Origin of the sequence: Phyllobacterium sp. SB3 (assembly GCF_040009165.1) — a bacterium.
In the GTDB taxonomy this organism is placed as follows: Bacteria; Pseudomonadota; Alphaproteobacteria; order Rhizobiales; family Rhizobiaceae; genus Phyllobacterium.
The window spans coordinates 618181-642294 of record NZ_JBDYKI010000004.1 but is presented as its reverse complement, the minus strand read 5'-3'; the positions used below and the strand labels follow the sequence as shown (position 1 = coordinate 642294).

Annotated in this window: 19 protein-coding genes and 1 tRNA gene; 13 read left to right on the top strand and 7 right to left on the bottom strand. The window is 53.1% G+C overall.

Translation table 11 applies throughout. The annotated features are described in order from the left end of the window. Nucleotide 1: 1 nt before the first annotated feature. Nucleotides 2-721 carry a lipoyl(octanoyl) transferase LipB gene (gene lipB, locus ABKW30_RS18520; RefSeq protein WP_348600370.1) on the bottom strand — a complete coding sequence of 240 codons (720 nt, stop codon included), beginning with the start codon at nucleotides 719-721 and terminating at the stop codon, nucleotides 2-4. 228 nt (nucleotides 722-949) lie between these two features. Here lipB and ABKW30_RS18515 point away from each other — a divergent pair. After that, a tRNA-Leu gene (locus ABKW30_RS18515) sits at nucleotides 950-1034 on the top strand. Nucleotides 1035-1279: 245 nt separating this feature from the next. Further along, nucleotides 1280-1711 (top strand): PaaI family thioesterase, encoded by a 432-nt coding sequence (locus ABKW30_RS18510; protein ID WP_348600369.1) that lies wholly within the window; start codon nucleotides 1280-1282, stop codon nucleotides 1709-1711. 219 nt (nucleotides 1712-1930) lie between these two features. Here the strand turns inward: ABKW30_RS18510 and ABKW30_RS18505 are convergent, their stop codons facing one another. After that, nucleotides 1931-3892: an acyltransferase family protein gene (locus ABKW30_RS18505; protein ID WP_348600368.1), complete on the bottom strand. Its 1962-nt coding sequence runs from the start codon at nucleotides 3890-3892 to the stop codon at nucleotides 1931-1933. 220 nt (nucleotides 3893-4112) lie between these two features. Here ABKW30_RS18505 and ABKW30_RS18500 point away from each other — a divergent pair, with 220 nt between their 5' ends. Continuing rightward, the gene (locus ABKW30_RS18500) at nucleotides 4113-6155 is read left to right on the top strand and encodes an NADH:flavin oxidoreductase (RefSeq protein WP_348600367.1); all 2043 of its coding nucleotides are present in this window, start codon (nucleotides 4113-4115) and stop codon (nucleotides 6153-6155) included. 41 nt (nucleotides 6156-6196) lie between these two features. Here the strand turns inward: ABKW30_RS18500 and ABKW30_RS18495 are convergent, their stop codons facing one another. Beyond that, the gene (locus tag ABKW30_RS18495) at nucleotides 6197-7198 is read right to left on the bottom strand and encodes an ABC transporter substrate-binding protein (RefSeq protein ID WP_348600366.1); all 1002 of its coding nucleotides are present in this window, start codon (nucleotides 7196-7198) and stop codon (nucleotides 6197-6199) included. A gap of 277 nt (nucleotides 7199-7475) precedes the next feature. Here ABKW30_RS18495 and ABKW30_RS18490 point away from each other — a divergent pair, with 277 nt between their 5' ends. After that, nucleotides 7476-8900, top strand: coding sequence for an aldehyde dehydrogenase family protein (locus ABKW30_RS18490; RefSeq protein WP_348600365.1), 1425 nt, complete (start codon nucleotides 7476-7478; stop codon nucleotides 8898-8900). A 29-nt stretch (nucleotides 8901-8929) separates the two neighbouring features. Here ABKW30_RS18490 and ABKW30_RS18485 read toward each other — a convergent pair whose 3' ends face one another. The 4 genes from ABKW30_RS18485 to ABKW30_RS18470 are packed head-to-tail and all read right to left on the bottom strand — an operon-like array spanning nucleotide 8930 to nucleotide 13225. Next, the gene (locus tag ABKW30_RS18485) at nucleotides 8930-10516 is read right to left on the bottom strand and encodes a 5-guanidino-2-oxopentanoate decarboxylase (protein ID WP_348600364.1); all 1587 of its coding nucleotides are present in this window, start codon (nucleotides 10514-10516) and stop codon (nucleotides 8930-8932) included. Then, nucleotides 10513-11700 (bottom strand): pyridoxal phosphate-dependent aminotransferase, encoded by a 1188-nt coding sequence (locus tag ABKW30_RS18480; RefSeq protein WP_348600444.1) that lies wholly within the window; start codon nucleotides 11698-11700, stop codon nucleotides 10513-10515. Before ABKW30_RS18480 ends, ABKW30_RS18485 begins: the two co-directional genes overlap by 4 nt. After that, nucleotides 11700-12356: a TetR family transcriptional regulator C-terminal domain-containing protein gene (locus tag ABKW30_RS18475; RefSeq protein WP_348600363.1), complete on the bottom strand. Its 657-nt coding sequence runs from the start codon at nucleotides 12354-12356 to the stop codon at nucleotides 11700-11702. Before ABKW30_RS18475 ends, ABKW30_RS18480 begins: the two co-directional genes overlap by 1 nt. After that, a complete protein-coding gene (locus ABKW30_RS18470; RefSeq protein WP_348600362.1) occupies nucleotides 12353-13225 on the bottom strand; it encodes an arginine deiminase family protein in 873 nt (290 codons plus the stop codon). Before ABKW30_RS18470 ends, ABKW30_RS18475 begins: the two co-directional genes overlap by 4 nt. A 171-nt stretch (nucleotides 13226-13396) precedes the next feature. Here ABKW30_RS18470 and ABKW30_RS18465 point away from each other — a divergent pair, with 171 nt between their 5' ends. The 9 genes from ABKW30_RS18465 (at nucleotide 13397) to ABKW30_RS18425 (ending at nucleotide 24112) form a co-directional block, all read left to right on the top strand. Then, nucleotides 13397-14215: an ABC transporter ATP-binding protein gene (locus ABKW30_RS18465; RefSeq protein WP_348600361.1), complete on the top strand. Its 819-nt coding sequence runs from the start codon at nucleotides 13397-13399 to the stop codon at nucleotides 14213-14215. 56 nt (nucleotides 14216-14271) lie between these two features. Further along, entirely contained in the window at nucleotides 14272-15051 is a 780-nt protein-coding gene (locus tag ABKW30_RS18460) for a transporter substrate-binding domain-containing protein (protein ID WP_348600443.1), read from the top strand. A gap of 122 nt (nucleotides 15052-15173) precedes the next feature. Then, nucleotides 15174-15887, top strand: coding sequence for an ABC transporter permease (locus ABKW30_RS18455; protein WP_348600442.1), 714 nt, complete (start codon nucleotides 15174-15176; stop codon nucleotides 15885-15887). 116 nt (nucleotides 15888-16003) lie between these two features. After that, complete coding sequence (locus ABKW30_RS18450; RefSeq protein WP_348600441.1) at nucleotides 16004-16738, top strand: ABC transporter permease subunit; 735 nt, start codon at nucleotides 16004-16006, stop codon at nucleotides 16736-16738. Between the two features lie 193 nt (nucleotides 16739-16931). Continuing rightward, a complete protein-coding gene (locus tag ABKW30_RS18445; protein ID WP_348600360.1) occupies nucleotides 16932-18935 on the top strand; it encodes a CocE/NonD family hydrolase in 2004 nt (667 codons plus the stop codon). Nucleotides 18936-19053: 118 nt separating this feature from the next. Further along, nucleotides 19054-20643 carry an ABC transporter substrate-binding protein gene (locus ABKW30_RS18440; protein ID WP_348600359.1) on the top strand — a complete coding sequence of 530 codons (1590 nt, stop codon included), beginning with the start codon at nucleotides 19054-19056 and terminating at the stop codon, nucleotides 20641-20643. Between the two features lie 13 nt (nucleotides 20644-20656). Next, on the top strand, nucleotides 20657-21616 hold the full coding sequence (locus ABKW30_RS18435) for an ABC transporter permease (RefSeq protein ID WP_008129150.1): 960 nt from the start codon (nucleotides 20657-20659) through the stop codon (nucleotides 21614-21616). Nucleotides 21617-21626: 10 nt separating this feature from the next. Then, complete coding sequence (locus ABKW30_RS18430; RefSeq protein ID WP_348600358.1) at nucleotides 21627-22451, top strand: ABC transporter permease; 825 nt, start codon at nucleotides 21627-21629, stop codon at nucleotides 22449-22451. Continuing rightward, nucleotides 22451-24112, top strand: coding sequence for an ABC transporter ATP-binding protein (locus tag ABKW30_RS18425; protein WP_348600357.1), 1662 nt, complete (start codon nucleotides 22451-22453; stop codon nucleotides 24110-24112). The genes ABKW30_RS18430 and ABKW30_RS18425 overlap by 1 nt, the downstream gene beginning before the upstream one ends. Nucleotides 24113-24114 lie beyond the last annotated feature (2 nt).

Sequence of the window (24114 nt, the reverse complement as noted above, 5' to 3'; positions counted from 1 at the left end):
CCTAGGCCCGTTCGATGGCGCCAAACACGCCTTCAAAAGACTCAAGCAATGCTTTGTCGAGATCATGCATCTCAACTGGCAACCCCAGATCAACGAGGCTGGTAACGCCGTGTCCGCGCACGCCGCAAGGAACAATCCCGTCAAAATGTGACAGCTCCGGTTCGACATTGATCGAGATTCCGTGAAAGCTGACCCATTTACGCAGGCGGATGCCTATGGCCGCAATCTTGTCTTCAGCGGGGGAGCCATCCGGCAGAGCAGGGCGTTCGGGTCTGGTGACCCACACGCCAACGCGGTCTTCGCGCCGTTCACCCCTAACATTGAAAGAATCGAGGGTGGAAATGATCCATTGTTCCAAAGCCGTTACAAACGCCCGGATGTCTTCGCGCCGACGCTTCAAGTCCAGCATTACATATGCTACGCGCTGGCCGGGGCCATGATAGGTGTATTCGCCGCCGCGACCAGTCGCATAGACGGGGAAACGATCAGTCGTCAGCAAATCTGCCTGTTTGGCACTCGTGCCAGCTGTATAGAGTGGTGGGTGCTCGACAAGCCAGATCAGCTCGGACGCTGTACCCTCTCTGATTGCTGCGACACGCTCTTCCATAAAGGCAAGGGCGGAGTCATAATCGGTCAAACCTTCAGCCACTTTCCATTCCACTGGTCGTGATCCGTCTTGCGGCAGAAAAGCGGGAGCGAGTTCGTCGCGGCTGGATTTCATGGCGTTCAGTTATTCCAATTAATACTGCCTGTCGGGCTCCCCACAGGGAGATCAGGATGGGTCCCGCGCATATGGACTTTTTCCGGCTGGATTTCCAGTGGGATGCGGCAAGCGCGGCTTTTTGACAGGTTTGTGAAAAACAATTTGAGATATCGCGCGATAGGGCTTGTTTACCGGAAACCTATTTGCTACTAGCGCCAAGCCGACATGTTCGGCTTCTACCACAGTGCGGTCGTGGCGGAATTGGTAGACGCGCAGCGTTGAGGTCGCTGTGTCGCAAGACGTGGAAGTTCGAGTCTTCTCGACCGCACCACTTTCCCTTTCGGGTTGTTGTAAGCCTTTGTCTATATTGCACTTTGCAGATTTGGATGTTCCCCATTCAGGTTAGAGCAATATGCGTTCACAAATTTGCCCAGAGCTTGCGGGAAACGCAGTTTCGTTGAGCGATGCCATTCTGTTGTCGGTTTTCTCGAAAATTAGCTTTAGTCTTCGGCCTTTGTTTTAGTATTCCTAACTCCATGGCACTTAATTGGGAGGATGAGGCTCATGAACGAACCCATGGCTTTCGAACAGCGTATCCGCTCTAGTTTTGCCAAACAGGGGCTGATGAGCACTATCGGCGCTTCACTTACCTTGGTTCAATCTGGTGTTGTAGAGATTGAGTTGAAGCCTAAATCCGCAATTTCACAACAGCACGGATTCGTTCATGCGGGAGCGGTCAGTGCCATTGCAGACACGGCTGCTGGCTACGCTGCGCTCACTCAAATGCCTGCCGGTCGAGGAGTGCTGACCACCGAATTTAAAATCAACCTCGTTGCGCCTGCGGTCGGGGATGTCATTATTGCTCGCGGCAAGGTGATCAAAGCAGGGAGAACACTAACATTGGCTCAGTCAGAAGTGTTCGCTGAAAAGGATGGCCAACGAAAGTTGATTGCTCTCCTCACTGCTACATTGATGTCGATTGAAGGGCGCGATGGCATTAGCGACTGAGATCAATATTACCAAAGCAAAACTTCATTTCCGGTTCCACCGTTGATGATGTTGGCACCGCTCTTGCCGACCAGATAATTGCTCAACGCATTTTTGCTTGCATTAATATTGGCGGAGCCCGTCAGAAGAATATTTCTATATGTTGGCCGCGCGTCGCAAAGGAACTTGATGTCAACACAACCTGCTACAATGGTGGTCTTTGAAAAATTACCGTTGAACTTAAAGCCCAGCTTCTGCTTTGAGATATGAGGACAAAAGGCCAGCATAGGTTGCCGAAAGATGCACAGGATCTCGCCATGCTATAACATTGCCGACAACAACCGAGCATGTGTTCGTCAGGCAAATTCCATCCGTCATATCGATATAATCGACAGCCGGCATGGTCTGAGCGGCTTTGAACAAAACACTCGCTTTGGAAACATCATCGCGGGTATAGATACACGGTCCCGCGTTTCGCGCTAGACAATCCGCCGGGTCAAATGGCAGTAATGGCGTAGATTCAATGACATACAACTTTGCACCAGTTGCAAGGAAATCCTGCCAGACACTTTTGAAGCCATTTTCCATTTCTTCGTCACTGACGTCGAAATAGTTGCTTGCCTGACTGGCGAAGATCATACTGGGGCGCATTTGAGCGATTTCCGATATCATATCATCGCGCCAGCGCATGCATGATGGATAATGCTCACCTTCCAACTCGACTTGGACTCTGGCGTAAGGGCAGGCAGACTTGGTGACGGAAACGAGTTTAAAATCTTCCTGAAAGGCTATTTTTTCGAGTGCTGGTGCCCATTGTGCAGCTACGGAATCGCCAACGAGAACAATCAATTTATTGGAAGAAGGTGTTCCAGAGTTGCACTCGGTTGCCTCTTCCTCTTCCTTGTCCTGATGGCACTTCTCGCGGTATGACGCTGGAACATCGCGCTTAAGCTGTTCCAGCGAGGGGAAATAATCCACATTTGGCGGTGTGGCGAAGCCATCGAGCAATGTCAATGGGCCCGGATATTCCCAAGTCTCGGATGCGGGAATGGTTATAGGTTGATGTTGACCCCATATGCTGAAAATCACCGCACAAGTCAGGCTTATAGCGATGCCGCTTCCTGCGACGTACATGGGAACGCTGTCACGCGGTTTCGAAGGTGTCCGGAATCTCTGTTCGATTACTCTGTAAGAGGTTTCGGATAACAATGCGATCAGCACGAGCAGGGCTAGGCCAGTCGGTAACCCCATGCCATCAAAATTGGCTTTGTAGAGAACGATGACTGGCCAGTGCCACAGATAGAGTGAGTAAGACCTGTCACCAATTTTTTTGAGTGGAGTGGCATTCAGAATGCTGAATACATCGCCTTCGAGATTGCGCGCGCTGATAATGAGAGCAGCGCCCAAAGTCGGCACAAGTGCGGCGAGTCCCGGAAATCGCGTATTAGAATCGTAGAACAAGATCGCATAGAGGATTGCGAGCATACCGGCGGTCGACAGGCCAAGCTTTGTATTGTGCCTGAATTCCCGGCCATACATACCGATCGCAATCAATCCACCCAATGCCAGTTCCCACACACGGGTTTGGGTAAGAAAGTAGGCGGAAGCTCTTTCCGTAGCTGTGAAATACCATGAGGCGTAAAGCGAACAGGCGAAAACAATAAGGATGCCGATAAAGAGGATTTTTGGGAGAGCCCATTTCAGACGAGTTGATAGCCAGATTGCCAGTGCAAACGCAATTGGCCAGAAGAAGTAGAACTGCTCTTCAATTGACAAAGACCAATAATGCTGGACGGGACTGGCTGCGTTTTTTGACGCCAGATAGTCGACCGTATTGGCTATAAGCATCCAGTTTTCTACAAAGAGCGCACTCGCTAACAGCTCGTATAGCGTCTCATTCCAACGATTTGGAGGCAGGAAAAAGTAACATGCAATGAATGTCACAATCAGAACGGTTGTGGCCGCCGGAATAAGCCTGCGGACGCGTCTGGAATAAAAGTCCAATAATGAAAAGTGGCCGGTCTTCAATACCTGCACGTATAGCGAGTTGGTAATTACGAAGCCGGATATAACGAAAAAAACATCTACGCCGACGAACCCGCCTGGCAGGACGGATGCCCACGTATGGAAAATCAGCACGGCAAGGACTGCAATTGCCCTTAAACCCTGGATCTCTCCAAAGCCACCCGTTGTTCTACTCATCAAATGCTCCGCTTAAAGCTGTATATGCATATAGCGGCGCTGCCCGATAAGCAATTCCGTGCTGTGCTGTGTTTAACGAGCGACCTATCTACTCGATTGTTGACATTATTGAGACGACGAACATTCGCGCGGCGGATGCGTATCAAAAGAAGTCGCGGGCGAGAAACTCATTTGTAGATTGTGGGATTAGGATGGACCCAAAATAAAGGGAACAGGTCCATTGCCGTCACATGATGATCCGCTTCTGCAACCTTACCAGCTGAAACATTTGCGGCTCAAAAACCGCATTATGTCCACCAGTCACGAGCCTGCCTATTCTGAAGATGGTATGCCGAAGCAGCGGTACCGGCTCTACCATGCGGAAAAGGCCAAGGGTGGAATTGCGCTGACAATGACAGCTGGTTCGGCCGTTGTTTCGCGGGAATCTCCGCCCGCCTTCGGTAATCTTCATGCTTATAAGGACGAGATTGTTCCTTGGCTGAGCGAACTGGCCGACGACTGCCATCAGCACGGCGCAGCAGTGATGATACAGCTGACCCATCTTGGTCGTCGTACCAGCTGGAACAAGGCAGACTGGTTGCCAGTCGTTTCCGCATCTCCAATACGCGAGCCTGCCCATCGCGCTTTCCCCAAGGAAGCGGAGGAATGGGACATTGAACGGATTATTGGCGATTATGCCTCTGCAGCGCAACGCATGCAGGCGGCAGGGCTGGATGGTATTGAGTTTGAGGCCTATGGCCATCTCATGGATGGGTTCTGGTCGCCGGCGACGAATAAACGTGATGACGAATATGGCGGTTCGCTGGATAATCGGTTGCGTTTTACCTGGGCTGTGATCGATGCGGTTCGCAAGGCGGTCGGACCGGATTTCATCGTTGGTATTCGCATGGTGGCTGACGAAGATTGGGAGCAGGGCCTTTCCAGACAGGAAGGCGTGGAGATCGCCCGGCGCATTGCCGCGTCCGGCAAGTTCGACTTTCTGAATATCATACGCGGTCATATCGATACGGATGCGGCTTTGAATGAAGTCATCCCAATTCAGGGAATGCGTTCTTCACCACATCTCGATTTTGCCGGGGATATTCGGCAGGAAACGAAGTTTCCGGTGTTTCACGCTGCGCGTATTGCCGATGTTGCCACTGCCCGCCACGCGGTGGCTGAAGGTAAGCTCGATATGGTCGGGATGACGCGCGCTCATATTGCTGATCCGCATATTGTCCGCAAGATCATGGCAGGAGAGGAGCACAGGATACGCCCATGCGTTGGAGCAACATACTGCCTTGACCGCATTTATGAGGGTGGTGAGGCTTTATGCATTCACAATGCTGCAACAGGGCGAGAGCTTGCCATGCCGCATGTGATTTCCAAAGCGGATCGCTCCAAGTCCATTGTAGTGGTGGGGGCGGGTCCTGCTGGACTTGAAGCGGCCAGAGTTGCCGCGGAGGCAGGCCACAAGGTGGAGATATTGGAGGCATCGGATCAGGCGGGCGGACAGATAACCCTTGCTTCGAAAAACCCTCGCCGGAAGGAAATGATTGGTATTGTTGATTGGCGCTTGGCTGAGCTTGAGCGTCTGGGCGTGCCGTTGCGCTATAATATTTGGGCAGAGGCGAGTGACGTTGTAACGCTTGATCCAGACATTGTGGTTGTGGCAACAGGCGGACTGCCGCAAAACCCGCCGCTTGCAACTGGCGATGACCTTGTGACGTCGAGTTGGGATATTCTGGCAGGATCGATCAAGCCTGGCGAAAACGTTCTGCTCTATGATGACAATGGCGGTCATCAGGGAATGAGCGCGGCCGAAATGATTGCGCGAAGCGGCTCAAAGCTGGAACTCGTCAGCCCCGAGCGCTTTTTTGCACCTGAAATGGGTGGCATGAATCATGTGCCGTATATGCGCGCATTCCAGCAGAAGGGTGTTCGTGTAACTATCAATACACGGCTTGTATCTGTCGCCCGCGACGGAAACCAGCTTATCGCGACACTGGGCTCGGACTATGCGCCGGACTATCGCGAAGAGCGCAGGGTGGATCAAGTGGTGGTTGAGCATGGCACATTGCCGATTGATGACCTTTACCGCGAGTTGAAGCCACTCTCGCGCAATGGCGGCGCGATTGATTATGGCAGGCTGGTCAATGGCGGCGCCATCTTCCCGGTTCGCTCCGAAGGTACATTTGACCTTTTACGCATTGGCGATGCGGTTCATGCGCGCAATATTCATGCGGCGATCTATGATGGTTTGCGTTATGCAACGCGCTTTTAGAAACAAGGGCAGCGAGAAAGTCGCTGCCCTTGTTTGCCGGATCAATTGACCTCGGCTTTGACCTTTTCCGCAACGTCAGCACTGACCCATTTCGTCCAGACTGCCTCGTTGTTTTTCAGGAAGTGTTTTGCGCCGTCTTCACCAGTTGCCTGATTGTCAGTCATCCAGGCGAGCAGTTCATTGACTGTTTTATTGTCCCATGAACGGGCTTTGAGATAGTCCATGATTGGACCCGCACTATCGCCGAATTTCTTGGTAACAACAGTATCGACCTCGGCGATTTCCCAATCATTTTTCTTCGGGTCGGGGCAATCGGCCACCGTGTTGCACCGCTTCCATTCGGCAGCATCGAACTTCGCACCATGGTCCAGCTTGACCATTTCGTACTTGCCTAGAATGGCGGTTGGTTCCCAATAATATCCGACCCAGCCTTCCTTACGTTCGTATGCTTTTGCAAGTGAGCCATCGAGGCCGGCAGCGGAGCCGGTGTCAACGAGTGTGAACCCCTGTTTCTCAGCATCATAAGCCTTGAAGAACTGAGCTGTAGCGACAGTGCCGCCCCAACCGGGAGGTCCGTTGAACACGGCACCTTTTGACTTGTCTTCAGGCGCTGGGAACAGTTCCGGATGCTTCAACGCATCGTCGATTGTCTTGATGTCCGGGTGAGCATCCGCGAGGTATTTCGGTATCCACCAACCCTGCACACCGCCGTCGGATAGAGACTTACCCGTGTAGACGAGTTTGCCGTCCGCGACAGCCTTGTCCATGATATCGCGCATAAAGTCGATCCAGCCCTCCGGAGCGATATCCGGCTGACCTTTTTCAGTCATGGAAGTGAGGGTCGGGATCGTATCGCCCTGTACAACCTCGGCGTTGCAGCCATAGCCTGCGTTCAGAATAATCTTGTCGAGATTGGCGAGAACTTCAGCAGACTGCCAGTTCATGCTGGCGATGGTAACATCACCGCATTCTGCAGCAGACGCATTGCTGATAGCGCCAAGCAGCGCCAATCCCATTACGCTGCTTAATAAGAGTGATTTCATCAAAGTACCCCTTTGTTTCTTATTTGAATTTTTGGTCTGGAAATCATGGTCACCCGTGCCTGCCCGGATGCTGTAGACGCGTCCGGTTGCAATTGCACATGCTCAAAGCAGGGGTAAACCATAGGTTGAGGATAATACCCGGCCATACAGTCGAGAAGCCCGGATGCGGCAAGTCGTGTGTCGTCAGCGACATCAGTTGTATTCAGTTGTAGGAGGCCTTGCCTTCGTACAATTGATGGTCAGAATGGGAGAAAATCTTAGCTGGCAGGAGGATGTTATGCTCGACAAACGCAAGTTTTATATCAATGGCGAGTGGGTTGATCCGCTGCAGGCAAATGATCTTGAGGTATTGAACCCGGCAACGGAAAAACCGATCGCGGTTATCTCGATGGGAAGTGCGGCGGATGTTGATCGCGCTGTTGCTGCAGCGAAAAAGGCGTTTGAAAGTTACAGCCGGACTTCAGTTGAAGAGCGGTTGGAGCTGTTGGAGAATCTGCTGGCAATTTACAAGCGTCGTTACGATGAAATGGCCCGAACCATCACACTGGAATTGGGTGCTCCGATTACGATGAGCACGCAGCAACAGGCGGATGTCGGCGTAGGTCACCTTCAAGGATTTATTGACGGGTTGAGAAACCTTCACATGCGTGAAGATTTGCCCAATGGTGATCTGCTGGTGCGTGAGCCAATCGGCGTTTGTGGCTTGATTACGCCGTGGAACTGGCCTGTCAACCAGATTGCGTTGAAGGTTATTCCGGCACTCGCAACAGGTAGCACTTGCGTATTGAAACCAAGCGAATTCACTCCGCTCAACGCAATGCTTTACGCGGAAATGGTGCACGAAGCCGGTTTCCCTGCAGGAACTTTCAATCTTATCAATGGCGATGGACCTTCGGTTGGCGCAGCGCTTTCCAAGCATAAAGACGTCGACATGATGTCGTTTACCGGCTCCACCAGAGCGGGCATTGCAGTGAGCAAAGACGCTGCTGATACTGTAAAGCGCGTCACGTTGGAGCTGGGTGGCAAATCGCCCAACATCGTTTTCGAAGATGCAGACCTTGAGGATCGTGTTGCTGGGAGTGTGCTCGAATGCTTCAACAATAGCGGGCAATCCTGTGATGCTCCGACGCGCATGCTTGTGCAACGTTCGGTCTACGATAAGGCCGTCAGGATTGCTGAAGAAACCGGAAAGCAAGCGCGCGTCGGCAATCCCGAGGAAGAGGGTGATCACATCGGTCCGCTGGTCAGCGATGTTCAGTATGGCAGGGTTCAAAACCTGATCGAGGCTGGCATTGCCGAAGGTGCTCGTGTTCTTGTCGGCGGTGCCGGCAAGCCAATGGGGTTTGAGACGGGTTATTTTGTGCAGCCGACGATCTTCGCCGATGTGAACAACAATATGCGCATTGCGAAGGAAGAGGTGTTTGGGCCGGTTCTGGCACTTATTCCATTCGATACGGAAGAAGAAGCCATCGCTATCGCCAATGATACGCCATACGGTCTTGCCGCCTACGTCCAGACCGGAGATGCAAAACGGGCCGAACGTGTCGCTTCACGCCTCAAGGCAGGTATGGTCCATATTAATGGCGGACCGCATCGCTATGGCAGCCCGTTCGGGGGCTATAAGCAATCTGGTAATGGGCGTGAGGGCGGAAAACTCGGTCTTGAAGACTTCCTTGAAGTCAAAACAATCCATAGGCCGTAATTAAATCTGGTTGGCTGACTGATATCCTGTCAGCCAACCAGTTTTTCATCTATTTCAATAAGATATGGCTTTCCGCTTGCCTTAGCAGTTAACAATGCTGCGGGAAGTTCATCGATATTGGCCAAACGCTGTGAGGGTAAGCCATAGGCCTCGGCAATCTTGATATAGTCAGGAGCCGAAGGCCGGACTCCAACAGGGTTGATGTTTACCTCAACCATTGCCCGTTCGATTTCCTGATAGCCCTGATTGTTCCATACAATGAAGATGACAGGGACATTTTCGTCGATTGCCGCGCCGAGTTCGCCCAATACGAATTGGAATCCGCCATCACCAACAATGCATATCGTGGTGGTGTCGGCTTTACCAAGCCCAGCGCCAATCGCTGCGGGTGGACCGAAGCCAAGTGCTCCAAACCCGGTTGCCGCATTGAACCAGCCTCCGACACGATCATGATCGTAATACATATTGCCGGAATAGATGGTCTGGGTGGAATCACCCACGATCAACGAATTGGGCAATGTGTCGCGCAAAGTATTGAGGAACTTCACCTGACCTTGAGTCCGGGCGCCAATGTCAGCCCAAGCGGCTTCGCGCGTCTTCAGCGCACGATCTTCGCCGGATCGGGCGTTGCGGCGTTCAGGTAGTGCCGTTGCCAAACGCTCAACTGTCTCTTTGGCAGACGCTTCAATCGGCAGGAATGCTGGCCAACGATCAAGCTGGCTGGCATCGATATCGATGCGGACAAAACGAGTCAGTTCGGGAAAACCGCCATCGCCGTACATATCATAGTCGGTTGGACCCATTTCTGTGCCGACAGCTATGACAAGATCGCTGTTTGCGATCAGTTCACGGACGGCTTTCAGACTGGGGCTCGCAGGAATCAGCAACGGATGGTTATGCATGATGCCGCGGGCATTTGTTGTTGCAACAACCGGCGCATCCAGCCGCTCTGCAAGGTTCGTCAAACCATCTGCTGCGGCTTTCGCTCCGCCTCCGATCATGAGGACCGGGCGCTGTGCATTAAGGCATAGGCGGGTTAGTTCCGCCATCGTCTCGGCAGAGGCGTGTGGAATTGGCGCATCGGATACAAGGCGCTCTGCATTGTTCAGCGGGAGTGCCATGATATCGAGTGGAATTTCGATGTGAACCGGGCCGGGGCGACGTGATGCAAACAGCGCAAAGGCTCTGGCGAGGACGATGGGTAACTCATCGGGCTTTTCGATACGATGTGAAAACATGGCCACGGTTTGCAGCATGGCGCGCTGGTTGGGTAACTCATGCAGGAAGCCCATGCCTTTACCGAGAGACTCACGCTGGTTGACCCCGGAAATGACCAGCATGGGGATCGAATCGGCGCGGGCCTGTCCCATGGCAGTGATCGTATTGGTAATGCCGGGACCAGTGATGACAAAAGCCACGCCGGGTTTGCCGGTTGCTCTTGCGTAACCATCGGCCATAAACCCCGCACCTTGCTCATGGCGAGGGGTTATATGGCGGATTTTTGATCCGCCAAGGCCGCGATAAAGCTCTATCGTGTGGACGCCCGGAATGCCGAAAACCGTATCGACATCATAGGATTCAAGCAATTGGACGAGAGCTTCACCGACAGTAGTCATGCGGATTTCCGTTGTTGCAGGCGTGATGCGAGCCGAACAATACCAGCGCACGCGGCGTCGATCTTGTCTTCGGCAACACTGAGGCTAAGGCGCAGATAACCGGAAAGATTATTGCCAAAAGATTCGCCCGGCATGACCGCGACAAGCTCTTCTTCCAGAAGACGCATGGCAAAATCCTGCCCGGAAAGGCCGGTCGCGCGGATATCGACAAGAATGAACATGCCAGCTTGCGGCGGCTTGGCAGAGATTCCTGCTACACCATCAAGCCGTTCCGAAATCATTTGAGCGCGCCGCAGGAAGTTGGCTTTCATCGTCGCAGCCGCCGCAGCAGGTTGGCTGAGCGCGTAAGCCGTCATGTCGGCAATGAAGGGCTGGACGCCAAAGAGAATGGATTCCGACAATGGCAAGAGCTTTTGCGTAAATTCCTTTGGGCCAACGCACCAACCGCTGCGGAAACCGGGGGCTGCATGTGATTTGGAAATTGAAGCTACGACTATGGTGCGATCGGCCAATTCCGAGCGATCCAACGGCGATGCAAACTTTCCGTCGAAAATCAGCAACTCATAAACTTCATCAGAAACGATCCAGAGATTATGCTTGCGGCAAACCTCACCAATCTCCGCAACTTCCTTTTCGCTCAGGACAGCGCCGGTCGGATTGTGCGGTGTATTGAGAAGCAAGACTTTGGCATTTGGCGTAATGACTTTTTCAAGGTCCGCCGCCTGCATGCGGAAGCCTTTTTCCGGTCGAAGCGGGACCGAAACGCGTGTCGCGCCTGTAGCTCGGACAACGCCGTCATAGGTGGCGTATAGCGGGTCGCCAGTGATGATTTCATCACCTTCCTCGGCCAGTCCCAACATGACCAGCGATAGAGCAGTCTGTGTGCCTGGAAAACACATGATATTATCAGGGTCAATCTGCCGGCCCGTGCGAGCGGTATATTTTTTCGAAAGTTCCGCAAGAACCGCAGGCTCGCCGCGTCCATTGGAATAGCCGGTACGTCCCGAGCGCATTGCACTTTCGGCAACATCCATCATGTCTGTAGGAGTTGGAATGTCGGGCTCCCCGATTGTCAGTTCAATGATTTCGGCACCGGCGCGTTTCATTTCACGAGCACGGATGTGCACAGCCCATTTATCTGAGCCCAAGCCGGCAAGACGATCAGTAACAGACGCAAAGCGCATCATTTCGCGCCTCCTTTGGTGCTAAGTGAAATTCCAAGTACCGCCTCGATAGCGGCTATGCCCGTTTCAGCCAACTCCCCATCCGCAAAAATATCGCCTGCCAAGCATCCTTCCAGCCACAATCCATCGATAATGGCGTTGACCGCAATAGCATGGCGGCGTGTTACTGATCCATCCGCAGGCTTTCCGGCGGAAAACAGGGCATCGCGGATAAGAGCTTCCAGCTCGTCGCGAAACCCCAGATATCCGTCGCGATGGGCAGCTGCCATGGCGGGGTCTGCATGAACAAGGCCAATGAACCCAGCCCAGAGTGAAAGATTATGCGGGTCCATAATGGGCGCGCCAAGATTGGCGGTCACGAAAGCGCTAAGTCTGGCGCGAGGATCGGTATCGGCGTTCTTTAGCGCGTCGCTTGCCTGAACTGTCATGCGGCTCATGACAGCCCGATAAGCTGCGCCGATCAGATCGTCCTTGGCAGGGAAATAATAACGTATCAGACCGGGAGTAACATCAGCGCGTAGCGCGATCTCGCGTACAGTTGCCCCGGCAAGGCCACGCTCCGCCACACATTGCAGAGTTGCCGCGATCAAATCCTCGCGGCGTTTGTCTTCACCTTCGCGGCGGAAGCTCTTGCGTGTGGCGCTTTGCGTTTTCATTGGCGCCAGACAGGTCGGGTAAGGCAGGTTGGGCCACCTTCGCAGGCGATGCATAAGGCATCGGCATCGAAAGTGGTCACAGTACAACCGGCCGCTTCCATTGCGGCTTTGGTTTTCTCGAAGCCCGCTACGGCTATTACCTCGTATGGAGCAGTTGGTAGCACATTGAGGTTAAGGCCATTGCTGGCGGCAAATTCCTCTTCCGGAGCAACAACAAGTCGGATGCCGCGTTCTTTCAGGAGTTGATAGAAGGCGGCAGGCAAAAGAGGCAGGTGAACAAGCGCCAAATCTTCGGCGAGTGGCGAAATGATCGACATGAGATGCAAGCAGGCTTCTTCACCTTGCCAGAGCGGCAGGTCGAAACCCAGAACAGTAATACCAAGTGGCTCCAGAATTGCACCAAGCTGCTCAATGCCGGATTGATTGGTGCGGACACCACGTCCGACTGCCAATGTCTTGCTATCCACCCACACGCAGTCGCCACCTTCGACAGTGCCCGGCGCTTCAATGCGGCCAAGGACCGGCACGTCCATTTGCCGGTAAATCTCTTCGTGAAGGTCTGGCTCATCAAGGCGAAGACTTTTACCCATACGCAGAAGGACCGCACCCTTGTCAGTTACCAGAGATGGATCATGCGTGAATATGGAATCCGAAAGGCCGTCATTACCGTCACGAATCCAAGTGATGTCGGCACCGGACTTTGCAACCAGATCAGCGAACACACTGTGCTGTTCGGATGCCTTGCGCGGATCGAATTGAGGTCCATAGTGCCAGACATCACGTTCCGCACCGGCCATAACGCGATCAGGCATGCGCATGATGACGCGTTTCAAGGGAAGGGCCATGGATTGTGAACCGAATGCGCTCATCGCGGGATGCTCTCAAAAAATTGCAACTTCCAGTATTTATACGCTTGCATAATTAGAGCGCAAGTGGTGTGATGCGGTTAATTCAGGCAAATTAGACCTGTGCTGACAAAAGAGGCGGATCAGGATTGTCATGAGTAATCGTGCACAGCATAGACGAATCGGAATTCCCGTATGACGGTAAGTGACGCGGTTTCAATTGATCCGCTCCAACCGCAGACAGCCGAGCAGGCTGAAGCCATTCATGTGTGGAATTTGCATAAACGCTTCGGGGCGCTCGAAGTTCTCAAGGGTGTCTCACTGACCGCCAAGGATGGCGATGTCGTTGCACTGATCGGAGGTAGCGGCTCCGGAAAATCGACCTTCCTGCGTTGTATAAATTTCCTCGAAAACCCAACAAGCGGTGTCATTCGCATCAATGGCGAAGATATCGAAATGGTCAGTGACGGGGCAGGTGGGCAATATCCTGCAAATCGTCGTCAAATCGAGCGTATCCGCAGCCGTCTCGGAATGGTTTTTCAGAACTTCAATCTCTGGCAGCACATGACGCTATTACAGAATATCATCGAAGTCCCGGTTCATGTCCTCGGTATGAAGCGCGATGAGGCAATTGCCATTGGCGAACAATTGCTGGAGCGTGTGGGCCTGTCTGCCAAGCGTGATGTTTACCCTGCATACCTTTCCGGAGGACAGCAGCAACGCGGTGCTATCGCCCGCGCGCTCGCTATCCAGCCTCGCGTCATGCTCTTTGACGAGCCGACCTCAGCACTTGACCCTGAACTGGTAGGGGAAGTCCTGAAGGTTATTGCAGACCTCGCAAAAGAAGGTCGGACAATGCTGCTTGTGACCCATGAGATGAAATTTGCGCGCGAAGTGGCCAGTCACGTGATGTACCTGCACAACGGCATTGTCGAAGAAGAAGGGACGCCGGAAGAACTATTCGGATCGCCAAAATCCGAACGTTTAAAACAGTTTATTCGGACAGTCTCATAAACGGAATCAATAAATACGGGAAATAATCCCGGGGAACAGCAAGAGTGGAGATAATGATGAAGACATTACTGAAATCAACGGTCGCAGCTTTTGTCGTGCTGGCCGGACTGGGCGTGGCCAACGCCGAGACAATCAAGGTTGGCATTGCCGCAGAACCTTACCCGCCTTTTGCCTCGCCTGATGCATCCGGTAAATGGCAAGGTTGGGAAGTCGACATCGCAATGGCGCTTTGCGCAGAAGCCAAGCTTGATTGTGTCATCACGCCGGTGTCTTGGGACGGTATTATCCCCGCATTGACGACAAAGAAGATCGATATCATCACAGCATCCATGTCGATTACGGCGGAGCGCGAAAAGACGATCGATTTCTCGGACAAATATTACAACACGCCGACAGTTATTCTGGGTTCCAAAGACGTCAAGATGGACCCGACGCCCGAAGGGCTTAAAGACAAGATCATCGGTGTGCAGGTTTCAACCGTCCACCAGGTCTATGTAAAGAAACATTTCGCGGCCACGGCGGCTGAGATCAAGGAATACCAGACACAGGATGAGGCCAATCAGGATCTTGCGGCTGGCCGTATTGACGCGACGCAGGCAGATGCATTGGCGCTGGAAACTTTTGCTGAAACTGACGCAGGTAAAGCGTGCTGCGAGATCAAAGGCAAGGTTTCCGACGATCTTGAAGTTCTCGGGCCGGGCGTTGGCGTAGGGCTTCGTAAGGGAGACACCGGGCTCAAGGACAAAATGAATGCCGCAATCAAAGACATACGTGCCAATGGCAAATATGACGAAATCTCAAAGAAGTATTTCAACTTTGATATGTATGGCGGTTGATCTTGCATCTTGCCGGGCGGCTTAAATCCGCCCGGCTTTGTTCCTGTTTAGAATTGCGCCAATAACGCTGAATCGAGGACGGCTTGGCCGACGGATCGATTATCCCTGAAGCACTATCGCAGATGCTGGCATTGCTATCGCCAAGCCCGCCGGGCTGGGGTGGCAATCTGCTCCGCGGACTTTTTCACTCATTGCAGATCGCATTGGGTGCATTCGGCATGGGACTGGTGATTGGCACTCTGGGCGCTTATGGCAAGCTTTATGGATCACCTCTCGTGCGAGATCTGGCTGGCATCTATACGACGATTGTTCGGGCAGTACCGGAACTCGTGTTAATCCTGCTGCTTTATTATGCAGGCACCGACTTGATCAATCGCACTCTGGAGGCTGTCGGCTATCAACGTGTCGATATCAGCGGTCTGGTAGCGGGTATTGTCGTCCTTGGTTTTGTTCAGGGTGCTTACGCAACGGAAGTCTTGCGCGGGGCAATCAAGGCAATTCCGCAGGGTGAAGTAGAAGCGGCGCGAGCCTATGGCATGTCGCCGACATTGATGATGCGACGCATAACGCTTCCTTCAATGCTGCCATATGCATTGCCCGGCCTTTCCAATCTTTGGTTGATTGCGACGAAAGACACAGCGCTGCTTGCCGTTGTAGGATTTAGCGAATTGACGCTGGAAACACGGCAGGCCGCAGGCGCCACCAAAGCCTATTTCCTGTTTTTCATGGCCGCCGGGGTGCTCTATCTGTTCATCACACTCTTCTCCAACGTCATCGTGGGGAGAATTGAGAAATGGGCACGACGCGGCATGCCGTCGGTCAGGGAGGCGCGATAGTGTCTAACCTGACCGTAAATACAGAAATCGAAGTACCGCTTGAGACATTTCCCATCCACAAGGAGAAAGATCCTGAGCGGCAGAATGAGTGGACGCAGCCGCACCGCATTGTTTTGATGTTGATCGGGTTGGCCCTTGTGGTGTCGGCGATATTTTTCCTGCGCTGGGATTGGTTGCCCAATTATAGCGGGCTCATTCTTCAGGGGCTTTGGCGAACAATCTGGATTCTCTGCGTCACCGTCTTTCTCGGTTTTTTATTGGCAGTTCCGCTAGGCTTGGCACAAGCCGCCGGTCCAGCCATTCTCGCTGTTCCTGCACGCTGGTTCTGTACAATCATTCGCGGCACACCGCTGCTGTTGCAGCTTTGGTTGCTTTACTACGGGTTGGGTTCACTTTTTCCGCAGTATCCCTGGATACGCAGTTCGGAACTCTGGCCGTATCTGCGACAGGCATGGCCCTATGCCATTCTTGCTTTAACATTGTCCTATGCCGGTTATGAAGGCGAAGTCATGCGTGGTGCTTTTGCCGGTGTGCCGAAAGGCCAATTGGAGTCGGCGCGTGCCTTTGGAATGCGTCGTTTCACTATCCTGCGGCGCATCTGGCTGCCCCAAGCAATTCACCGGGCTTTGCCCACGCTGGCAGGCGAGGCGGTGCTACAACTCAAGTCAACACCGCTCGTTGCTACGATCACAGTTGTAGACCTTTATTCGGTAGCTTCGCGGGTTCGACAAGACACGTTTATCACCTACGAGCCTTTGCTGCTTCTCGCAGCAGGATATCTGGTCATAACTGGAATAATTGTCTTTTTGTTCCGGCGGGTTGAGAGACTTATACCATCTCGTCTTGGTTGACATGGATACTGACGTTTGGCGCAAATGGCGGGACTTATGTCGCAAGTGTTCGGTGCGTGATCGTGGGCAAATGCGCATAGTGTGAGCATAAGAAAACGCCTCGCAAAGACGAGAAAATGGGTATTGATTGTTCGCTGGTCTAAACCGGCGTGTCTTACCTGTTTTCGTATCCATGTGAGGGCGAAAGGTGGTAATGCGAACGGTCGAAACTTTTCCGCATAAGATCACAGAGCAAGCCGATATGGGCATTGTCATGCCTGACGGCTGCCGTCTCTCGGCGCGAGTCTGGATGCCCGAGAATGCAAATGAAAATCCTGTTCCTGCCATTCTTGAGTTTCTTCCATACCGCAAGCGAGATGGCACTACAGCACGCGATAATCTGACTCACCCATATTTTGCAGGGCATGGTTATGCCTGCTTGCGCGTCGATATGCGCGGTAATGGTGATTCAGAAGGATTGATGGAAGACGAATATTCCGAGCAGGAATTGCAGGATGCTTGCGACGTAATCAAATGGATTGCTGCTCAACCATGGTCCACCGGAAAGGTTGGCATGATGGGGATATCATGGGGTGGGTTTAACTCGCTTCAAGTGGCCGCAATGCAACCTGATGCGCTTAAAGCGATTATCACGCTCTGTTCGACTGACGACCGCTACGCCGACGATATTCACTACAAGGGCGGCCTGTTGCTGAATGAGAATCTCGGCTGGGGCGCAACGATGCTTTCCTATTCGTCGCGTGCACCTGATCCAGTGTTGGTGGGCGACAAATGGCGGGACATGTGGCTTGATCGTCTCGACAACGAACCGTTTTTGCCTGCGGTCTGGCTCAAGCATCAAACACGCGATGCCTATTGGCAGCGCGGTTCGGTTTGCGAGGATTTTTCGAAGATCAAAGCCGCGACGCTTGCCATCGGTGGCTGGGGTGATGCTTACAAAAACGCTGTCTCCAGACTGATGACGGGAATTACAGCGCCGGTAAAAGGCATTGTCGGGCCTTGGGTGCACAAGTATCCGCATTTCGCCGTTCCGGGGCCGCGTATAGGCTTTTTGCAAGAGGCGCTTCGCTGGTGGGATCGCTGGCTCAAGGATATCGACACGGGTGTCGAGAATGATCCGGCTTATCGTGGGTATCTGATGGATTCAGTCCGGCCGAAAAGCTGGTATACTGAGCGACCGGGCCGCTGGATCGCAGAAGATCACTGGCCTTCGCAGAGCATTGGAACCGAGCAGTATCATTTGCAGGCAGATAAGAGCCTATCAGGGCAACCGCCGGAGCAGTTTTCGCACCTTGTTTCATCACCTCAAGATTGCGGAATGATGGGCGGTGAATATTGCGCGATCTGGCTGGGTCCGGAAATGCCCGGTGATCAGCGTCGCGATGATGCGCTCTCCGTTTGCTATGATACTGTTCTTGAAAAAACGATAGATATCGTCGGCGCACCTGTGATTACGCTGACACTAACCAGCGACAAGCCCGCTGCAATGGTAGCGGTACGCCTTTGCGATGTGCATCCGGACGGTGCATCGACGCGAATTACTTACGGCGTTTTCAACCTTTGCCATCGCAATGGTCATGCCGAACCGGAAGCATTGGAGCCGGGCAGGAGCTATGAAATCAGCTTCAAGCTTGATGACATAGCCTATCGTATACCGGAGGGGCATACGCTGCGCGTTGCCGTGTCGTCATCCTATTGGCCCATGGTCTGGCCATCTCCAGAGCATGTAAGCCTGATTGTTCAAGCAGGGAAAATAGATATTCCGTCACGGGCATTGGCGGCTGGTGACGAATGGATATTTGCGGAACCTGAAGCTGCATCGCCGTGGAGGTTGGAAACCCTACGCGATAGCGCCAACAGCCGCTCAATCGCGCACGATCAAGTCAGCGGAAAAATTGCGCTAGTGATTGAAGATGATTTTGGTGAAGCCCGCGACAAGGAACACGGCCTGATCCATGGGGGCGTGGCGAGAGAACGTTGGGAGATTGAAGCGGATGATCCTTTATCGGCGCGGGGCGAAACCCATTGGACAGAGATTTCCGGACGCGACAACTGGCGTATCAGAACCGAGACTTTCACGAGCATGCATTCGGATAAGCACAAGTTTTATCTGACGGGCCGTATCGAAGCCTATGAGAACGACAACATGGTCTTCGAGCGCGATTTTGCCGAAACAATTGACCGGCAATTCATATGAGAATGCTCGGAACGAGCACGAGAGACACATCTAAAGGTTGAAATTTATCAATATCAGGTCGCATAATTAGAGAAAACCAAAGGACGCGAGACGTCCGACATAAGAAGGGGAATTTCAGATGTCTAATGAACTCGACTATCTCAGCCGCAGGGTTGCACTTGGGAAGCTTTCGCGCCGTGATTTTCTCGGCCGTGCTGCCGCTCTCGGGGTTACAACAGTGTTTGCCAACTCCCTTTTGACCAGCGCCGCTTTGGCGGAAGGTCCTGTAAAGGGCGGTACACTGAAAGCCGGTATGCAAGGTGGCGCTTCTACGGACAGCCTCGATCCGGCAACCTGGCAAAGTCAGGTTCCATACAAGTTCGGGCGCCAGTGGGGCGAGCAGCTTGTTGAAATCCAGCCTGATGGCACCCTGCAACCAAAACTTGCTGAAGAGTGGGGCTCATCGGACGACGCTAAAGTATGGACGTTCAAGATCCGCAAGGGTGTTCAGTTCCATGACGGCAAAGACATGACGCCGGATGACGTTGTTGCAACAATGGAACGCCATTCCGATGCGAACTCCAAGTCTGGTGCGCTTGGCGTCATGGGCGGTATCTCCAGCGTCAAGAAAGACGGAGATACTGTTGTCTTCACGCTCAAGGAAGCCAATGCTGATCTGCCGTTCCTCATGGATGACTACCATCTGATGATTCAGCCGGGCGGAGGCAAGGATAAGCCTACAGCAGGTATTGGTACCGGGCCATATAAGGTAGTGACCGATGAACCGGGCGTTCGGCACATCGGCACAAAGTTCGAAAATTACTGGAATGGCGATAAGCGCGGCCATGCCGAGCAGATCGAAATAATCGTCATCAATGACGCGACTGCACGCACATCTGCGCTGCAATCCGGTCAGGTGCATATGATCAACCGCGTCGAGCCGAAGATTGTTGATCTCGTTAAGCGCGTGCCAGGCGTAACAATCCAGAATGTTGCAGGTAAGGGACATTATGTCTTCATCGCTCATTGCAACACGGCACCATTTGATAATGTCGATCTGCGGCTTGCGCTGAAATACGCAATGAACCGCGAAGATATGGTGCAGAAAATCCTGCGTGGCTATGGTTCTATCGGCAATGACTTTCCGATCAACAAGGCTTATCCGCTGTTCTCGGACGATATCGAACAGCGTGCATATGATCCTGACAAGGCCGCGTTCCACTTCAAGAAGTCGGGTCACGACGGTCCGGTGTTGCTGCGCACGTCCGATGTTGCCTTCCCGGGCGCAGTCGATGCGGCTCAACTGTATCAGCAGAGCGCGGCAAAAGCCGGTATCACGATTGAGGTCAAGCGCGAGCCGGGTGACGGTTACTGGTCTGAAGTCTGGAACAAGCAGCCATTCTCCGAATCCTATTGGGGCGGTCGCCCGACACAGGATCAGATGTATTCGACCGCTTACCTCTCGACGGCTGACTGGAACGATACCCGCTTCTTCAATGAGAAATTCGACAAGCTGCTGATTACGGCGCGCGGTGAACTGGATGAAGCCAAGCGCATGGCAATGTACCGCGATATGTCGGTCATTGTCCGCGACGAGGGCGGTGTCATTGTTCCAATGTTCAACGATTTCATCGACGCCACGAGCGCCAAGGTGGGTGGTTGGGTGCCGGACGGCAATCAGGAGATGAGTGGCGGTTACGCGCTATCGCGTTGCTGGCTGAACGCCTGATAGGGCCCGGCAGATGAGCACACCTGTCCTGAAACTGGTTGCCCAGCGCATTGCGATGGGCATCCTTCTCCTCCTTGCAGTTTCCGTGCTGATTTTTGCCGGCACGCAGATTCTGCCGGGAGACGTTGCGCAATCCATACTTGGCCAATCCGCCACGCCGCAGGCGCTTGAAAACCTGCGGCGGGATATGGGCCTCAATGATCCGGCCTATATCCGCTACCTCCACTGGCTTGGCGGTATATTGACTGGCGATCTGGGAACAGCCCTATCGAGCGGGCAGGATATTGCAAGCTCCTTGAAGGGAAGGCTCTGGAACACATTGTTCCTCGCTTTCTGGGCTGCGATTGTTTCCATTCCGCTAGCCATTGGTCTTGGATTGCTGGCGGTTCGCTATCGCAACGGTTTCGTGGATAAGCTCATCTCCGGCCTTGGTCTGGCTTCAACATCACTGCCGGAGTTCTTCACCGGCTACCTGTTGATCTATTTCGTCGCTGTTCGTCTGCAATGGTTCCCGAGTGTTTCGACGGTTTATGAGGGCATGTCGCTGGGTGAAAGACTCAGCGCCATCGCTCTGCCCGTCACTGTCCTGACACTGGTCGTACTCGCGCATATGATGCGCATGACGCGAGCTGCCATTTTGAACGTTATGCAATCTGCTTATGTCGAGACCGCAGAATTGAAGGGGTTATCGCCCTTGCAGATTATCACGCGGCATGCGTTTCCAAATGCCATCGCGCCAATCGTCAATGTAGTCATGCTCAATCTGGCATTTCTTGTCGTGGGTGTCGTCGTTGTAGAGGTTATCTTTGTTTATCCCGGTATGGGTCAGTATCTGGTGGATCATGTGGCCAAGCGCGATGTGCCGGTGGTTCAGGCATGCGGGCTTATTTTCGCGGCTGTCTATGTCAGCCTGAATATTATTGCTGACATCGTGGCGATTGTTTCCAATCCCCGCCTCAGACATCCGAAGTGAGGCCCGCGCAATGTTGAATGTAAAGAATATTCCAATCAGCGCGTGGATCGGGTTAATCGTAACTGCCGTCTTCGTGTTTGCAGCAGTCTTTGCGCCGTGGGTCGCGCCTTATCCTGTTGGTGAAACGGTAGGTGATGTGTGGGAACCCAGTTCTGCAAAGTATCTGCTCGGCACTGACAATCTCGGGCGGGACTTGCTGTCACGTATGATTTTCGGTGCACGTATCACCATCTTCATTGCGGCCATGGCAACAGCACTTTCATTCATTTTGGGTTCGGTGCTCGGCTTTGCCGCAGCTGTTATCGGTGGATGGTTTGATCAGTTGATGTCGCGGTTCGTCGACCTGATCATGGCAATACCGACACTGATCTTTGCCCTTGTTGTGCTTTCGGTACTTCCGGCAAATGTCCTTACGCTCATTCTGGTCATGGGGCTTCTTGATGCTACCCGCGTGTACCGTCTGGCGCGAGCCGTCGCAGTCGATATCAATGTGATGGATTTCGTTGAGGCTGCAAAGCTGCGGGGTGAGGGACGTATCTGGATCATCTTCCGCGAGATACTGCCCAATGCTCTGACACCTTTGATTGCGGAACTTGGGCTTAGGTTCATATTTGCAGTGCTGTTTCTTTCGGCTCTTTCCTTCCTCGGGCTCGGTGTTCAACCACCCGATGCCGATTGGGGTGGAATGGTGAAAGAGAACAAGGAAGGGATCGTTTTCGGCATACCGGCGGCACTTATCCCGGCTGCGGCTATCGCCATCCTCGCCATCTCGGTCAACCTTGTGGCTGACTGGATATTGAACCGAACCACCAGCCTGAAGGGAGGGCGCGGATAATGGCTAAAGCTCCATTGAAAGATAAAACCGGCCTCCTTCTTGATATTCGTAATCTTCGAATTGAAGCAACAAGTTACCCGCCCGGCGAGCCACCGAAGAATATCGTCATTGTCGATGGTATTTCGGTCAAGGTCGAGCGGGGCAAAGTGCTGGGGCTTATCGGTGAATCCGGTGCCGGTAAATCAACGGTCGGTCTTTCCAGTATGGGATATGGCCGAGGCGGTGTTCGAATTACCGGAGGCGAGGTTCTGCTGAACGGCCGGGATATATTGAAAGGTGGAGCCAGAATTTTACGGCAGGTGCGCGGACGCGAAGTCTGCTATGTTGCCCAGTCTGCTGCAGCAGCCTTTAACCCTGCCCGAAAACTGATGGATCAGGTGATTGAAGCGGCATTGCTGCACGGGATATGTTCAAAGGCCGAAGCCGAGAAACGTGCGGTGGGCCTTTTCAAAAAGCTTGGGCTTCCTAACCCTGAAACATTCGGTCAACGGTTTCCACATCAGGTATCGGGAGGTCAGTTGCAACGCGCCATGACCGCCATGGCGCTTTGTTCCGAGCCGGATCTGATTGTATTCGATGAACCGACAACTGCGCTTGACGTGACCACACAGATTGATGTGTTGGCTTCCATTAAAGATGCGATACGCGATACGAACGTCGCCGCGCTTTATATCACTCACGATCTTGCGGTGGTTGCGCAGGTTGCCGACGACATCATGGTCTTGCGCCATGGAAAGCTTGTTGAATATGGCGATACCCGCCAGATCATCAAGGAACCGCGCCAGCAATATACGAACCAGTTGGTGTCAGTGCATCATATTCCGCACGAACAGAAGAATCCTACCGATAAGCCTATTTTGTCGGTGAAAAACATCACTGCGGCCTATGGCGGCGGTGTTGTCAAAGTGCTCAAGAATGTCTCAGTCGACATTCATCTCGGCCAGACATTGGCTGTCGTGGGTGAATCCGGTTCGGGTAAATCAACATTGGCCCGTGCCATCACGGGCCTTTTGCCACCGATGGAAGGGACGATTACGTTTGAAGGTAGAACTCTGTCTGCCCGGCTGGCCAATCGAACGCGCGACGATTTGCGCGAATTGCAGATGATTTACCAGATGGCCGATACGGCGATGAATCCGCGCCAAACCGTTGGCTCGATTATTGGCCGCCCACTGGAGTTTTACTTTGGAATGCGCGGCAAAGAGCGCGACAAACACGTTGCTGAACTGCTTGAGAAAATCGAGATGGGCAAAGGTTTTGCCGATCGTTATCCGGCTGAGCTTTCTGGTGGTCAGAAACAGCGTGTCTGTATTGCACGTGCATTGGCGGCCAAGCCGAAACTCATCATCTGCGATGAGGTGACAAGCGCGCTTGATCCACTGGTTGCGGATGGCATTTTGAAACTGCTGCTGGATTTGCAGAAGGATGAAAACGTCGCCTATCTTTTCATTACGCACGATCTGGCGACAGTGAAATCCATTTCGGATTCGATTGCAGTCATGTATCGCGGCGAGGTCGTGCGTTACGGATCGAAGTCTGAAGTGTTGCACCCGCCATTTGATGACTACACGGATTTACTGTTGTCGTCAGTCCCTGAGATGGAACTTGGCTGGCTGGAAACCGCGATGAAGACAAGGCGGATGGCAAGCGCCGGCAACTGATT

Excerpts from the sequence above, each read along its gene's own strand:
- ABKW30_RS18445 (WP_348600360.1), top strand. The coding sequence starts at position 16,932 with ATGCGAACGGTCGAAACTTTTCCGCATAAGATCACAGAGCAAGCCGAT.
- ABKW30_RS18490 (WP_348600365.1), top strand. The coding sequence starts at position 7,476 with ATGCTCGACAAACGCAAGTTTTATATCAATGGCGAGTGGGTTGATCCG.
- lipB (WP_348600370.1), bottom strand. The coding sequence starts at position 721 with ATGAAATCCAGCCGCGACGAACTCGCTCCCGCTTTTCTGCCGCAAGAC.
- ABKW30_RS18435 (WP_008129150.1), top strand. The coding sequence starts at position 20,657 with ATGAGCACACCTGTCCTGAAACTGGTTGCCCAGCGCATTGCGATGGGC.
- ABKW30_RS18465 (WP_348600361.1), top strand. The coding sequence starts at position 13,397 with ATGACGGTAAGTGACGCGGTTTCAATTGATCCGCTCCAACCGCAGACA.
- ABKW30_RS18450 (WP_348600441.1), top strand. The coding sequence starts at position 16,004 with ATGTTGATCGGGTTGGCCCTTGTGGTGTCGGCGATATTTTTCCTGCGC.
- ABKW30_RS18425 (WP_348600357.1), top strand. The coding sequence starts at position 22,451 with ATGGCTAAAGCTCCATTGAAAGATAAAACCGGCCTCCTTCTTGATATT.
- ABKW30_RS18455 (WP_348600442.1), top strand. The coding sequence starts at position 15,174 with ATGCTGGCATTGCTATCGCCAAGCCCGCCGGGCTGGGGTGGCAATCTG.
- ABKW30_RS18430 (WP_348600358.1), top strand. The coding sequence starts at position 21,627 with ATGTTGAATGTAAAGAATATTCCAATCAGCGCGTGGATCGGGTTAATC.
- ABKW30_RS18475 (WP_348600363.1), bottom strand. The coding sequence starts at position 12,356 with ATGAAAACGCAAAGCGCCACACGCAAGAGCTTCCGCCGCGAAGGTGAA.
- ABKW30_RS18510 (WP_348600369.1), top strand. The coding sequence starts at position 1,280 with ATGGCTTTCGAACAGCGTATCCGCTCTAGTTTTGCCAAACAGGGGCTG.
- ABKW30_RS18470 (WP_348600362.1), bottom strand. The coding sequence starts at position 13,225 with ATGAGCGCATTCGGTTCACAATCCATGGCCCTTCCCTTGAAACGCGTC.
- ABKW30_RS18485 (WP_348600364.1), bottom strand. The coding sequence starts at position 10,516 with ATGACTACTGTCGGTGAAGCTCTCGTCCAATTGCTTGAATCCTATGAT.
- ABKW30_RS18495 (WP_348600366.1), bottom strand. The coding sequence starts at position 7,198 with ATGAAATCACTCTTATTAAGCAGCGTAATGGGATTGGCGCTGCTTGGC.
- ABKW30_RS18480 (WP_348600444.1), bottom strand. The coding sequence starts at position 11,700 with ATGCGCTTTGCGTCTGTTACTGATCGTCTTGCCGGCTTGGGCTCAGAT.
- ABKW30_RS18460 (WP_348600443.1), top strand. The coding sequence starts at position 14,272 with ATGAAGACATTACTGAAATCAACGGTCGCAGCTTTTGTCGTGCTGGCC.
- ABKW30_RS18440 (WP_348600359.1), top strand. The coding sequence starts at position 19,054 with ATGTCTAATGAACTCGACTATCTCAGCCGCAGGGTTGCACTTGGGAAG.
- ABKW30_RS18505 (WP_348600368.1), bottom strand. The coding sequence starts at position 3,892 with ATGAGTAGAACAACGGGTGGCTTTGGAGAGATCCAGGGTTTAAGGGCA.